At 72.4% G+C, this 12,934-nt stretch carries 14 protein-coding genes and 1 pseudogene; 4 read left to right on the forward strand and 11 right to left on the reverse strand.

The genetic code is table 11. The features are described 5' to 3' along the window. Nucleotides 1-115 precede the first annotated feature (115 nt). A complete protein-coding gene (locus tag ABD361_RS28700; protein WP_344439618.1) occupies nucleotides 116-1,027 on the forward strand; it encodes a LysR family transcriptional regulator in 912 nt (303 codons plus the stop codon). 248 nt (nucleotides 1,028-1,275) lie between these two features. Here ABD361_RS28700 and ABD361_RS28705 read toward each other — a convergent pair whose 3' ends face one another. Continuing rightward, the gene (locus ABD361_RS28705) at nucleotides 1,276-1,773 is read right to left on the reverse strand and encodes a hypothetical protein (protein ID WP_344439620.1); all 498 of its coding nucleotides are present in this window, start codon (nucleotides 1,771-1,773) and stop codon (nucleotides 1,276-1,278) included. Nucleotides 1,774-1,922: 149 nt separating this feature from the next. After that, nucleotides 1,923-2,537: a TetR/AcrR family transcriptional regulator gene (locus tag ABD361_RS28710; RefSeq protein ID WP_344439623.1), complete on the reverse strand. Its 615-nt coding sequence runs from the start codon at nucleotides 2,535-2,537 to the stop codon at nucleotides 1,923-1,925. A gap of 82 nt (nucleotides 2,538-2,619) precedes the next feature. On the opposite strand from ABD361_RS28710, the gene ABD361_RS28715 reads away from it, so the two are divergent. After that, the gene (locus ABD361_RS28715; RefSeq protein WP_344439625.1) at nucleotides 2,620-4,176 is read left to right on the forward strand and encodes an FAD-dependent monooxygenase; all 1,557 of its coding nucleotides are present in this window, start codon (nucleotides 2,620-2,622) and stop codon (nucleotides 4,174-4,176) included. A 75-nt stretch (nucleotides 4,177-4,251) separates the two neighbouring features. Here the strand turns inward: ABD361_RS28715 and ABD361_RS28720 are convergent, their stop codons facing one another. Next, on the reverse strand, nucleotides 4,252-4,635 hold the full coding sequence (locus ABD361_RS28720; RefSeq protein ID WP_344439627.1) for a hypothetical protein: 384 nt from the start codon (nucleotides 4,633-4,635) through the stop codon (nucleotides 4,252-4,254). Nucleotides 4,636-4,823: 188 nt separating this feature from the next. Further along, complete coding sequence (locus tag ABD361_RS28725; protein WP_344439629.1) at nucleotides 4,824-6,380, reverse strand: FAD-binding oxidoreductase; 1,557 nt, start codon at nucleotides 6,378-6,380, stop codon at nucleotides 4,824-4,826. Nucleotides 6,381-6,699: 319 nt separating this feature from the next. On the opposite strand from ABD361_RS28725, the gene ABD361_RS28730 reads away from it, so the two are divergent. Further along, nucleotides 6,700-7,560 (forward strand): leishmanolysin-related zinc metalloendopeptidase, encoded by an 861-nt coding sequence (locus ABD361_RS28730; protein WP_344439631.1) that lies wholly within the window; start codon nucleotides 6,700-6,702, stop codon nucleotides 7,558-7,560. A 12-nt stretch (nucleotides 7,561-7,572) separates the two neighbouring features. Then, on the forward strand, nucleotides 7,573-7,923 hold the full coding sequence (locus tag ABD361_RS28735; protein WP_344439633.1) for a hypothetical protein: 351 nt from the start codon (nucleotides 7,573-7,575) through the stop codon (nucleotides 7,921-7,923). A 125-nt stretch (nucleotides 7,924-8,048) separates the two neighbouring features. Here ABD361_RS28735 and ABD361_RS28740 read toward each other — a convergent pair whose 3' ends face one another. The 7 genes and pseudogenes from ABD361_RS28740 to ABD361_RS28770 all read right to left on the reverse strand — a co-directional run. Continuing rightward, on the reverse strand, nucleotides 8,049-8,630 hold the full coding sequence (locus ABD361_RS28740; RefSeq protein WP_344439635.1) for a hypothetical protein: 582 nt from the start codon (nucleotides 8,628-8,630) through the stop codon (nucleotides 8,049-8,051). A gap of 94 nt (nucleotides 8,631-8,724) precedes the next feature. Further along, nucleotides 8,725-9,651, reverse strand: a complete 927-nt coding sequence (locus ABD361_RS28745; RefSeq protein WP_344439637.1) for an aminoglycoside phosphotransferase family protein — start codon at nucleotides 9,649-9,651, stop codon at nucleotides 8,725-8,727. Between the two features lie 118 nt (nucleotides 9,652-9,769). Next, nucleotides 9,770-10,393 carry a DUF1707 SHOCT-like domain-containing protein gene (locus tag ABD361_RS28750; RefSeq protein ID WP_344439639.1) on the reverse strand — a complete coding sequence of 208 codons (624 nt, stop codon included), beginning with the start codon at nucleotides 10,391-10,393 and terminating at the stop codon, nucleotides 9,770-9,772. Between the two features lie 87 nt (nucleotides 10,394-10,480). Then, on the reverse strand, nucleotides 10,481-11,131 hold the full coding sequence (locus tag ABD361_RS28755; protein WP_344439641.1) for a hypothetical protein: 651 nt from the start codon (nucleotides 11,129-11,131) through the stop codon (nucleotides 10,481-10,483). 13 nt (nucleotides 11,132-11,144) lie between these two features. Next, on the reverse strand, nucleotides 11,145-11,690 hold the full coding sequence (locus ABD361_RS28760) for a hemerythrin domain-containing protein (protein WP_344439643.1): 546 nt from the start codon (nucleotides 11,688-11,690) through the stop codon (nucleotides 11,145-11,147). Nucleotides 11,691-11,878: 188 nt separating this feature from the next. Then, on the reverse strand, nucleotides 11,879-12,619 hold the full coding sequence (locus ABD361_RS28765; RefSeq protein ID WP_344439645.1) for an ATP nucleotide 3'-pyrophosphokinase: 741 nt from the start codon (nucleotides 12,617-12,619) through the stop codon (nucleotides 11,879-11,881). Nucleotides 12,620-12,811: 192 nt separating this feature from the next. Then, a pseudogene (locus ABD361_RS28770) lies at nucleotides 12,812-12,934 on the reverse strand (transglycosylase SLT domain-containing protein); the annotation flags it as partial.

The following is a 12,934-nucleotide window of genomic DNA, read 5'->3' on the forward strand; positions in this document are numbered from 1 at the left end:
GCCTGCCTTGTACATGTCTGCCTTGTGCATACCTGTCTTTTGCATGCCTCCATCCTGGGGATCTACCGTCACCAGCAGAAGTGATCACTTACTGACGACGTATGAAGGGAAACTGTTGATCGACGTACAGCGGCTGCGCGTCCTGCGGGCGGTGGCCGAGCACGGCAGCTTCAACCAGGCAGCCGGTGCCCTGCGCCTGACCCCCTCGGCCGTCTCCCAGCACGTGGCCGCCCTCGAACGCAGCCTCGGCACCCAGGTCGTCGCCCGCAGCACCCGCGGCGTCACCCTCACCCCGGCCGGCCGGATCATGGTCGGGGCCGCCGAGTCGGTCGCCGCCGAACTCGCCCACGCCAGGCAGCAGGTCGACCGGCTCGGCACCGGACGCAGCCGGCTCACCGTCGCCACGTTCACCAGCGGCGGCAGGCTGCTGCTGCCCGGTGCGCTCGGCCGCCTCACGGCAGCCCATCCCGACACCGTGCTGCACGTCAGGGAGGGCGAGCCCGAGGACAGCCTGCCCCTGGTCCGCCAGGGCGCCGTGGACCTCGCGCTCGCCTACCGCTTCGACGGCCCGCTGCCCGGGGGGCAGGGCCCGCACTCCGGCCTGCAGTGGACCGCGCTCCTGGAGGACCCCCTGCACGTCGTCCTGCCGGCAGGACACCCTCTGGCCGGCCGCGAAGCGCTCGACCTGGCCGAGCTGGCGGCCGAGCCGTGGGTGCTCGGCTGCCTGAAGACCGAGGCGTACCTGCGCCGCTACGCCGAACGCGCCGGCTTCGCCCCGCAGGTGCGCGGCACGACCACCGACTACTTCTTCGCCCGTTCGCTCGTCGCCGCGGGCATGGGCATCACCCTGGTCCCCTCCATCGCACTGACCCCGCACGTACCGGGCCTGCACATCGTGCCGATCGCGCCACCGGTCCCGACCCGGCACATCGGCATCGCCACGATCGGCCGCCGGCGCGACCACCCCCCGCTCACGACCCTCGTGCACGCCCTTCGCGAGCAGGCTGCGGCGCTGAACGAGGGGTGAGTGCGGGCCGGTTCGCCGCTCAATGTGCCGCCTCCTCGTCCCTCGCCGGCTCGCAGGCGGGTGCGGTGGCGCGGCGGGCGCGGCGCTGTCCGACCCCGTTTCCGCGACCCACGCGCGCCGCGGCCGGGCATCCACGCCGGCCGTCTCGTGGCCCCGGCCCTGGCGGAAGTGGGCCACGAGTGCGTGGCTCGTCTCAGGAATTCACCCGCATGGGTGCTGAAGCCGGTGGTGAGCGCGCGGGGCGCGCGTCACGTCCCCGTCGTCCCGCTTCGGCGCGCCGTCACGGGTTCGTCGTCGGCGAGTTCGGTGAGGGCCAGGACGGCGGCGTGCTCCTGGGGGCCGAGGCCGAGCGGCTGCTCGCCGCGTTCCTGGGATGCGGCGTACAGGTGGCGCTGGCCCTCGGCCCAGGCGCGCAGCACGTCGCGGGCCTGTCCGGGGGTGAGGTCGAGTGCGGCGGCGGCCTCGTTCCAGGTGGCGCCGAGCCGCAGGGCGTCGAAGAGGTACATGCCGCGGCCGTGTTCCATCTCGCGGCAGACGGCTTCGCGCAGGGCCAGTACCGCGAGAGCGTCGGCGGCCGTGGCCGGGGCGGCTTCGTGCGGGGTGTCGGCGGGGAGCAGGCGGTCGGTCAGCCGGTCGGCGTGCTGCTGGTGCTTCTGCGCCAGCCACGTCAGCGGCGTGGCCGGGGGGACGTCGCCGGGCCGGGAGACCTGGAGCTCTTGCCAGTGGTGGTACGCGTCGGTGCTCATGATCACTCCAGTCCGGGGACCCGCCCCGGTTCCCTTCCCACGCGGGGCTCCCGCGTACACCGCCGTACGCCATGCGCCACGCAGGACGGCACCCGCCTGGACTTCGACGACCGCAGCACCGCTGAGCCGTCCCCGGTCCGCCGGCGTCTTCACCGCCGGTGGAGGGCCTTCTCGACCGCGGTGAGGGCTTCTTCCATCCGCGCCCGGTACGCCGGTCGGACGGTGGCCGCGCGCTCGCCCGCCAGGAGGCGGCGGGCGGCGGCGACGTAGGCGGAGCGGACGGCCGCCAGCGCCAGGGCCGCGGCGAGCTCGGGCGCCGGATCCCCGGCCTCGGCCAGGGCCGCGGCGAGGGCGTTCTCGATCTCCTCGACGCCTTCCCGGGCGCGGGAGCGCAGGGCCGGTGACTCCACGACGATCCGCCAGAAGAAGGCGTACCGGTCGGCCAGGCCGAGCAGGGGGTGCCCCTGGTCGATGAGGGCGAGGACGGAATGCCGCAGGGCGGCGAGGGGGGCCCGGCCCGGCTCCCGCTCCCGGACGGCTGCGGTGATGAGCTCGATCGCCTGGGGGATGCGGTCGAGGAAGAGGTCTTCCTTGCGCGGGAAGTAGTTGAAGACCGTCATGGCCGAGACGTGGGCCTCTTTGGCGATCTCGGTGACGGTGACCTGGTCGAAGCCGCGCTCGGCGATCAGCGCGGTGGCCACGTCCGAGATGCGCTGCCGGGTCTCTTGCTTCTTGCGCTCGCGCAGCGAGGGTTCCTGTGCCACGAAAACACTATAGCCAACCAAAATTTTTAGTGACTATAGTTTTCGCGGCAAGGAGAACGAACCACCGACAGGAGAGCAGGACATGCGTGCTGACCATGACGTCGTGGTGGCGGGGGCCGGACCCGTCGGCCTGATGCTCGCGTGCGAGCTGGCGCTGGGCGGAGCTCGCGTCCTGATCGTCGAACGGCTGACGGCCCCCGACGAGACGATCAAGGCGGGGGCCATCAACATCCCCACCGCGGAGGCGTTCTACCGGCGGGGGCTGCTGCCCGACCTCACGGAGGTGCAGCAGCGCACCCTGGAGAAGATGAGGGCGTTCCTCGGCCCGGCTCCCGGCGCCGGCCCGGCGCCCACCACCCTCCCCCCGAAGTTCGTCGGGCACTTCGCCGGCATCGCGCTGTGGGGCGCGAACTTCGACGCGTCCGATCCGCACTTCGCCGACCGCGGGCCCGCGGGGGACGTCGCCCTGGTCTCGCAGCAGGACGTCGAGCGCATACTGCACCTCCGTGCCGAGAAGCTCGGCGTGGACGTACGCCGCGGCGTCACCCTGACCGGCTTCACGGCGGACGCGGACGGGGTCACCGTGACCACCGAGCCGGGCGGGACGATCCGCGCCGGATGGCTGGTCGGCTGCGACGGCGGCCGCAGCACCGTACGCAAGCTCGCCGGGTTCGACTTCCCCGGGACCCCGGCCGAGATCACGGGCTATCAGGCGATCGTCGAGATGACCGGCTCCGAGCGGCTGGGCCGGGGCTGGAACTGGACCGACACCGGCACGTACGCGCACGGGCCCGTGCCGGGCCGGATCCTGACGGTCGAGTTCGACGGCCCACCGGCCGACCGCCGAACGCCCGTCACGGCGGAGGAACTCCAGCAATCGCTGCGCCGCATCTCCGGCGTGGACGTCACCATCACCCGGGTGCACACGGCGACCCGCTTCACCGACAACGCGCGCCAGGCGACCGACTACCGTGCCGGGCGGGTCCTGCTGGCGGGGGACGCGGCCCACGTCCACGCCCCGTTCGGCGGGCAGGGGCTCAACCTCGGTATCGGTGACGCCATGAACCTCGGCTGGAAACTGGCCGCGGTGGTACGCGGCCGGGCCCCCGAGGCGCTCCTCGACTCCTACACCGCCGAACGGCACCCCATCGGCGCCTGGGTGCTGGACTGGACGCGGTCCCAGGTCTCGCTCATGCGCCCGGACGCGAAGACCAGGGCCCTGCGCACCCTCATGACCGAACTGACCGGGCAGACGGCGGTGACGACGTACCTCACGACGATGATCTCCGGCGCGTGGCAGTCCTACGCGACGGACGGCACCGCCCACCCGCTCGTGGGGCGCAGCGCCCCCGACCTGCAACTGCAGGACGGCAGCAGGCTCGCCGACCATCTCCACGACGGCCGCGCCCTGCTGCTGGACCTGGCGGGCGAGCCCGGCCTCGCACGCCGGGCGGACGGCTACGCGGACCGCCTGAAGGTGCTGTCCACCACCTGCGCGACCCATCCGGAGCTGCGGGCCCTGCTGGTGCGCCCGGACGGGATCACCGCCTGGGCCGCGGCCGGCCCGGACGACGGGAGCGCCCCGCTGTCCGAGGCCCTGGCGCAGTGGCTCGGCGCCCCGGCCGGGCGCGCCGGCTAGGGCCTTTCCGGCGCATCTTCGTCACCCGGTGCCACGGTGCCCGTAAGGGGCGCTGCAGGATCCACCGGACACGCCCTAGGCGTCCTCGATGTCCGAGATGAGCCTGGTGCTCAGGTCGCTCTGCACCGCCAGCCGGGTGTGCCCGGCGTCGGGGCCGGTGCCCCAGGTGAGCGTGACGGTGGTGAACAGGTGTCCGGCGCCGGAGTCGTGGTAGCGGACGTTCCAGTGCGTGGGGACGTCCTGGGCCCGCAGGACGCCGTCGGCGTGGTGGGCCTCTTCCCAGGCGGCCAGCCGTTGGCGGAAATCTTCGGTGAGGTAGTGAGCGCGCAGCTCGTCGCCCAGGTCGTCGGTTCCGTCGGAGACGGCGTCGATGTAGGCGCCGTAGAAGTCGGCCACGCGGTCGACTGCGGAGTCCGGGCTTCCGCCGCGGACGACGTCGTTCGCCTGCTCGTCCGGCATGAATTCCCCCTTGAGAACAGTGCTGTTCAGTCCCCACCCGGCGACAATCTGCCCTGGTTCCGGTGGAATCAGTCCTTTGAGGTGACATATAGCCGAACGTGATGGTCTGGCCCTTGTCCGCGTCGTCGGTGGCCGGCAGGGCGCCGGTCGCGGCGCTGTGGAGCCGGCGAGCCGGGCGGGTCCCGGCGTCACAGGGCCTGGGGGAAGTCGAAGACGCGCTCCGGGTCGTACTGCCGCTTCAGCTTGGCCAGTCGGTCCGCCGCGTCCCCATAGTAGGCGGTGCGCCAGTCCTTCAGGCCCGGGTCCGTGTAGTTCTGGTACGCGGCGCCGGAGGCGTGGGGGCGCATCGCCGCGTGCATGCCGTCGAGCCAGGCGGTCTGCGGCGTGCCCGTCCCGCCGGCCGCCCACGACGTCAGGTACTGGGCCAGCATCCGCGACCGGCGGTGCACGAAGGCCGTGCCGAGCGGCTTGATGCGGTTGATCGCCCCTCCCAGGGCCGTCAGCTGCACCGAGATTCCGCCGCCCTTGACGCCGCGCCCGAAGCCTTCGACCTGGTCGAGCAGGGTGCGTACGCCCGTCGCGTCGAGCGAGCGGTCGAAGAAGTCCGAGCGGGCCGTGTACGTCTCGCGCTCCAGTTGGCCGGCGGACTCGCGGCCGGGCGTGGTGCCCGGGAGGTGGCACTGCTCGGTGGACTTGTCGCCGCAGCCGGCGTAGGCGCGGACGGTGTCGAGGTAGGAGTGGCGTCGCAGGCGGGGGGTGCCGATGCCGGCGCTGCCGCCGCTCGCCCGGGCCACTTTGCCGGTCAGTTCGTCGAGGGCGTTCTCCAGGTCCCCGTACGAGCCGATGGTGAACGCGGCGACGGAGATGTGGGGCGAGCCGCTGCCGGCGGCCGACAGGTCGCAGGCGGACCAGATCTCGTCCGGCCGGCTCGGCCCCCACTCCTGCCAGGCCTGCAGGACGGCCGCGGCCTTGGACCAGGGGAAGGAGACGTAGCCGGTCACTCCCTCGCCCACGGGGCGGGTACGGAAGCGCAGTTCGGTGACGACGCCGAAGTTGCCGTTGCCGGCGCCGCGCAGGGCCCAGAACAGGTCGGTGTGGTTCCACATGGCGTCGCAGTCGACGGTCCTGCCGTCGGCGGTGACGAGCGTGGCGCCGGTGAGGTTGTCGCACGTGAGGCCGTAGGCGCGGGAGAGGATGCCGTGGCCGCCGCCCAGGGTGAGCCCGGAGACACCGACCGTGGGGCACGAGCCGGCCGGGATGGTGACGCCGTGCGCGGCCAGGGACGTGTAAACGTCGACGAGTTTGGCGCCGGCGCCGATGACGGCGGTGGACGCGGAGGGCGTACGGACGCTCTTGAGCCGCGAGACGTCGATGACGAGCCGGTCGTTGCCGCTGGACCAGCCGGCGTAGCTGTGACCGCCGTTGCGTATGGAGACCGGTATGGAGAAGCGGCGGGCGAAGCCCAGGGCCGCGGAGACGTCCGCCGTGCCGGCGACGTAGGCGATGGCGGCGGGGCGCAGACCGTCGAAACGGGTGTTGTACAGCTGGCGGGCGGCGGTGTAGTCGGCGTCGTCGGGGCGTACGAGGCCGCCGGCGAGGCCCTTGCCGAGAGCGGTCCAGTCGGCGGCACCGGCCTTCTGCGTACCGGCCGCCCCCGCCTTGCCGATGGCGACTGTGGTGCCCCAGACGGCGGTCGCCGCCGCTCCGGTGCCTGCTGCCAGAAGTGTGCGCCTGCTGATGGCCATGCCGCATACCTGCCTTGGTGCTGTGCCTGTGCGCCCATGCGCTTTACCGGGTCCCCGTTGATCAAACAGATGATGCGGGCCGGGGAAGTGGTTCCGCTCTGCTGCGCGTTCGTGGGGGGACAGGCGTAGCCTGGAAGTGGTGGAGCACGGGCATTCGCCCTGCTCGCACGGTGCGACATGTCAGCGCACGCCATCTCGCAGTGCGCCGGGCGCCGGGAATCCGCCGAGCCTGCCGGGCGGTTTCCTCGCTCTCGTGGGCAACGTCTCCTGTGGTTCTCCGGCGCAGCCGTAGCAACTCCTCCTTCGAGGAGGGAGACCCATGGTCGAGTACGAGACCCACTATGCGAAGGCCGACGCGGGGCGTGCGCGGGAGCTCGCCGCCACCACGTCCCCGTACACGATCGCCGTGCAGTTCCTCGGCGGGTTGAACGAAACGCAGAAGGCCGCGTTCGCCAAGGCGGCGGACCGCTGGGCGAAGGTCATCGTCGGGGACCTGCCGGACGTGAGCGTCGACGGCGAGGTCGTCGACGACCTGCTGGTCCTGGCCCAGGGCACGTCGATCGACGGGCCGGGGAACATCCTGGGAGAAGCGGGACCGACGGTGCTGCGACCGGCGAACGGGCCCGGTGCGTTCCTGCCCGCGAAGGGCGTGATGTCCTTCGACACGGACGACCTGCAGCAGATGCAGACGAAGGGAACGCTGGTGGACGTGATCACCCATGAGATGGGGCACGTCTGCGGCATCGGCACCCGCCCCTGGACGGAGAAGGGAGTGCTCCACGGGGCCGGCACCGACAACCCCGTCTTCCGCGGCCAGAGAGCCATGGAGGAGTACGGCAAGCTGGTCGGCGCGGGGCAGCCCCGGCCCGTACCGGTGGAGAACCAGGGCGGAGCGGGGACGCGCGACGGGCACTGGCGCGAGACGGTGTTCGCCAATGAGCTGATGACCGGCTTCGTCGCCGATCCCCCGAACCCGCTGAGCCGCCTGACGGTGGCCAGCCTGGGCGACATCGGCTACGTCGTCGACATCGAGGCCGCCGACGCCTACATGCTGCCCAACCATCTGGAGATGGCCGAACGGGGCGAGCTGCGCACCCACGCGGCACCCGTCGGCGCCGGCACGGTGCAGCGCACCATTCCGGTCGTCCTGCCCGAGGACAGCCTGCTGGCGGCGGCGTGAGGACGCAACCTCATGAACGGTGAGCGGGAGCAGCGGGCCCGGGACGGGCGCGAGGACGCGCGGGGAGAGGAGAAACACGCCGTCCTGAGGCCCGACGCCACCGTGCTCGGGGCCGAAGCGGTCATTCCGCGCGACAACGTCGTCCGGCCGGCGCCCAACCGGTTCAGCCATGTCCTCGAGGAGGTGCACCCGTACTGGTTCGAGCGGTCCGAGCGGGCTCCCGAGCCCGACGGAATGCTGCCGGCCGGCACCCCGGTGCTCCTCCTCCGCGAGGAGGGCGACCACTGCCGGGTGGTCACCGCGACCGGGCTCTACGTCACGGTCGGCCGGGAGAACCTGCGGAGGCTGCCGGAGGGCACGTGACGGGCCGGCCGGACGGCTGGGCCGTCCTTTCGGGACGCCCGGGTGCCGCACCGGCTATGACGTGCGCGCAATTGATCCTGCGGTGCCGTACGTGCACGCCACGGATCGAATGGGGCGGCCGCCTGTCAGGTCCGTCCCGCGTCCCGTTCCGGGCCGCGGCCGGCAGGGGGTTTCGCCGCGGTGACGTAGGTGAAGGGTGCGCAGACTCCGGCGCTGTGGTGGGCGGCCGCCAGCAGGGCCAGGGTCAGGCGTTTGCGGGGCTTGACGTCGAGTGCGGACGTGGCGTGGAGTGCGCCGAGTGCGATCTCGCTTCCGCAGCCGACGGCCGCGTATCCGTCCGCCGGTTCGGCTATCTGGTAGTCGTCGTAGACGACGAAGAGGCGGCCGTGTATCCCCACCAGGAACGTTCCGGCCTGCTCCTGTTCGGAGTCCTTGCGCGCCCAGCCGCCGTTCTTCAGGCAGGTGCGCAGTTTGTCGACGAAGACGGTGGCCATGAACCCGTCCAGATCGCCCTTGGGCTTGGGCGCCTTGAAGGCGTGGTGCAGGAGTTGCCCCATGCGGAAACTGGTGGTGAAGCCCAGGGCGTAGGGCCCGTTGCGGAAGAGCTTCGGGTCCCGGCGGACGGTGATCCTGAGGCCGGCCACGCCGGCCGAGTCCCCGCCCAGATGGACGCGGTCGTTGTGCACGAGCCCCACGATCACTGTCACGTTCTCCCCCTTCGCCGGGTCACCTTTCGATCCTTCGCAGGAGGAAGCAGGCGGAAACGCAGCGCCCCGAAGGGGCGCTGCCCGCCGGGCCGTCCTAGCGGGCCCGGCGCTGCACCGCCCGGGCGATGACGAGCTGGGCGGGGTCCAGGGCGGTGCTGCCGTCCTCGATCTCCCACAGGGTGTTCTGCAGGATCCGTCCGAGGGTCCAGCCGGCGGCGCGCCGCCGGTCGAGGGCGAGGACGGCGGTGAGGTGGTCGAAGCCGCGGAGCACGGCCCGTTCGGGGTCGGCGGAGGCGATCGCCTCGTGCAGGCGGGCGTCCAGGGCGGGCCACAGCTCGAACGCCGGGTCGCCCACGAGGGGTTCGGGGTCGATGGCCAGCCAGGGGTGGCGGTCGCCGGCGAGGACGTTGCCGTCGTGCAGGTCCCAGTGCAGCAGGCGGTCGCCGGCCTCTCCGGCGAGCTCCGCCACGGCGCGGGCCCAGGAGCGGACCAGCTGCCGCTCGGCGGGGTCGTGCAGCGCGCGTACGGCCCGGGGCACCTGGTCGAGCATGGCGGCGGCGATGTCGGCCAGCCGGCGCAGGCCTTGCGGGGCGGGCACGGCTGTCAGACGGGCCATCAGCTCGGCCAGCGTCTGCAGCGCGGCGCGGCTGTCGGTCAGGGAGGCGAGGGTGCGGGAGGCGTCGAGGCGTTCGAGCAGCTGGGTGCCGCTGTCCTCGTCGTGGCCGAGCAGGCGGACGGCGCCGTCGCCGTTCCAGGCCCGCAGGCCGGCCGCGACGCCGGCGGTCTCCTCGCGGGGCTGCTGGAACTTCAGGACGGCCGGGGTGCCGTCGGCGCGCAGGACGGGCAGGACGAGCGAGGCCATGCCGTGGGTGGGCGGGCCGTCCGGGCGCAGGTCCCATCGGGCGAGGAACTCCTCGCCGAGGCGGGGCAGCCCGGTGAGCCAGGCGCGCGCCTGGGGGCCGGTGGCCCCGTACGAGACGGCGAAGGCGTCGGGGACGCGGAGGGCCGGTGTGGCGGGCATGGGTGGGTTCTCCTTCGCGAGGCCGGTGGTGAGGACGGGGGTGCGAAGGAGTACGGGGGCGCCCGCTGACGAGGTCATAGCATGCGCCCCATGGTAGTGCGGCAGGGCTCAAGTGGCGTCACCCGGAGGCGAGGGCCTTGCGCTCGCGTTCCAGCCGGCGGCGCTCGCGGGGCTTCGGGTGGCGGACGACGATGCCCGCCATGCCGCCGTTGCCGGTGAGGCGGACGTGGGGGGCATCCGCGGCGTGGTCGGGGGTGGTCCTGTCCGTGATGCCGCCGAGGCCGGGTTCGATCCGGTCGGTGTCGACGGACCAGTCGTCGGGCACGACGATCGTGACGCCCGCCATCTGGCCGTGGGCCTCGATGTCGACGGTGCGCAGCCGGCAGTCGGCCTGCGTGAAGTCGAGGACGACGCCGCCCATGCCGCCGTAGGCGGTCAGGCGCGGTGGGACCTTCCAGCGGCCCTTGCGGACGGCACCGTGCAGGCCGCCCCTGAGGACCGGGGGGCGGTCGGGCTCGGCGTCCCGGCCCTCCCCTTCCGTTGCCTGCAGGTCGGCCGTCAGCACGGCCAGTTCGCCGTGGGTCCGGGCGCCCAGCGCCTGCTCCAGCCGTTCGTCGAGCTCGTGGAAGTCGAGGCGGCCCTCGACCGTCGCCTGCTGCAGGCAGCGCACGGCCCGCTCGCGGTCGGCATGGGAGGCGCGCTGTTCGCTCCAGGGGGTGGCTTTGCGGAAGTCTGTGGTCACAGGAACGAGCGTAGGGACGGCGGGTGCCGCTCGGCCCCCGGGACGTCCCCGGAGGCAACCCTGATCCGGCCCCTACGGGCCGTGGCGTCAGGCGGCGGCCTTTCCGGTCGGTCGTCCGGCCGGGAGGTCGACCGTCGTGGTGACGCGGATGAGGGCGGGCCGGCGCGGGACGGAAGCGAAGCCGAAGCGAACGGGCGGCTCGACCCGGGCGAGCCCGCCCAGGCTCGTACCTTCCCACTGCCCTGTCGCCGTGGCGAGGGGCCGCAGTTCGTGGATGCCGTAGAACTCCCGGCGGTCGGCGCGCCCGCTTCCGCACGTCCGCAGCCCCAGCATCCGGGCCGGCGGGTCGGCACAGCGGATCCACGCCGGGCGAGCGGCCAGTGCGGGTGGTACCAGGCGCAGGAGGCGTCCGGGCAGGCCGAGGGGGCCGGTGGTGAAGTGCCAGCTGAGCGAGTCGCTGATCACCGACCAGTCGTTCCCGGCCCGCTGGACGGTGACCGGCTCGATGCGTACCCGGTCGAAGGCGTAGGTGGAGGCGATGAAGTCGGCCGTGCGGTCGGTGGGGGCGAGCAGCAGCCGGGTGCCGTCGGCGTGTTCGACCATGACGTCGCTGAACGCGCCGAAGGGAGAGCGGGGCCAGTGCCCCAGCACGATGCGGGTGCCGGTGCAGGTGCCGGCTCCCGCGATCCAGCCGTCGAAACGCAGCCGCTGCTTTGCCTGCTTTACCTGCTTTGCCATGGCGCCCCGGTGGTCACCCGTCCTTGCCGCCGCCCATGGCCTTGCGGACGATGTCACGCGTACGGTCCATCACCGCGGCCACGGGGCCGAGCATCACGTTCCTGGCCCGGGACTCCACGCCGGGGTGCGGGTGGGTCGGGGCCATCGCTTCGGCCGCTCTGACCGCTGTGGCCATGGCCGCCAGCCGGGCCGGGGAGAGGTTCGCACGCAGGTGCCCGAACTCCATGCGCTCCTCCATCTCGGCGTGGGTGAGCACCGACTCCTGCAGGGAGATGAGCGCAGGAGTGAACCGGGGGTCCTCGGTGTCCATGTCCTCCAGACGGCCGAGGGCCTCCTTGGCCCTGCGCTCCTCCTTCAGCCGGGCGTCGACCACGTGGTCCCCGGCCCCACCGAGGGCCTGCCGGGCGGAGGGGTGCACGACCTCCTCCTCGGCGGTCTCGTGCACGGCCAGCAGCCGTACCAGTTCCCTGAACGTCTCGCGGCGTTCGTCGCCGCTCGCCGCGCGCACCTGCCGGAAGAGCCGGCGGATGCGTGCGTGCTGCTCCTCGAGCAGCGTCACGACGTCGTCGTGCGGGTCCTGGTCGGTCCCCTCGCCGGTGGTGTTCAGGACTGGGGCCGCTTGCCGTGGTTGGCACCCTTCATGCGGGACTTCTTCTTCTTGCGACGCCGTTTCGAGGACATGCCGTCCCTCCTCTCCCATGCACTTCCGACCAATTTATCCCGATTGCGCGGAATGCGCCGGTTGCGTCAGTGCCTGCCGGCCGGGACCGGCCGGCGTGCGTCCGGTGCCGTCAGGTGCTCGGCGCCCTCGGGCACCGGGACGGCCGCGAAGGCGGCGTTCTGCTGCTCCTGGAGCTCGCGCTTGCGCTGCGGCGACGTGGAGGGCAGGCGCTGCTCCTCGTACAGCTTGTGGGTGACCTCCTGGGCGTGCTTGCTCGCCGGGGTGTGGAACTGCACCTCGAAGCGCTGGCCGGAGCGCGGTGCCCGCCATGCGCTGTTGATCGCCTTGTAGCCGTCCTTGCGCTTCCAGGTGTTCGACCACTTGACGCTGCCGTTGCCCCAGGCGACCAGGGTGGCGGAGGCGGTCCGCACCCCCGCGGTGTACCTGCGGTCGGGCCACTGCAGGGTGTAGCGGACGGAGTCGTTGACGGTGGTGAGGACCTCGTTCACGTTGTGGCCCCGCGACTCCTTCAAGGCGGTGGCCACCTTGCGCTTGAGGGAGTCGGGCGACTTCAGACGGTGATCGAAGCCGATCACCTCGGCGTGGCTGAGCCGGGCCGCGGCCCGTACCTGCGGGCTGATCGACCGCTCGGCCTTGCGTGCGTGGGCCCAGTACGCGTCGACCTTCTTGTTGTCGGCGGCATTGAGGGAGAGGCCCTCCTGGTGCCAGCCCCCGCCGCCGGGAGCGGCGTGCACCGGGCCCATGCCCAGAGCGGTGGCCAGTGCGGTCGCGGTCGCTGCCGTGGTGACGGTGGTCCTGATGCTCATGGGTGCGTCGTCGTCCTCTCCGGGCCTGTGTGATCTCCGGCGGACGACTCAAGCAGAAGGAGCGGGCGCGGCAGTGCGCAGCGGGCGGGATTCAGCCTTTCGGGACATGCGCAAGGCCGTGGGCGGCATCCGGATGCGGATGCTGCCCACGGCCTGTGCCTGTGCCTGCGGTCTTCCCCTGGGTGGGGTTGATCAGTAGGCGGAGTTGACGTTGTCCATGGAGCCGTACTTGTCGGCGGCGTAGTTGCAGGACGCGACGATGTTGGCGACCGGGTCGTAGATGTCCCAGGACGTGCCGTCGACGTGGTACGCCTT

Source organism: Streptomyces luteosporeus, from assembly GCF_039532865.1.
Taxonomy (GTDB): Bacteria; Actinomycetota; Actinomycetes; order Streptomycetales; family Streptomycetaceae; genus Streptomyces; species Streptomyces luteosporeus.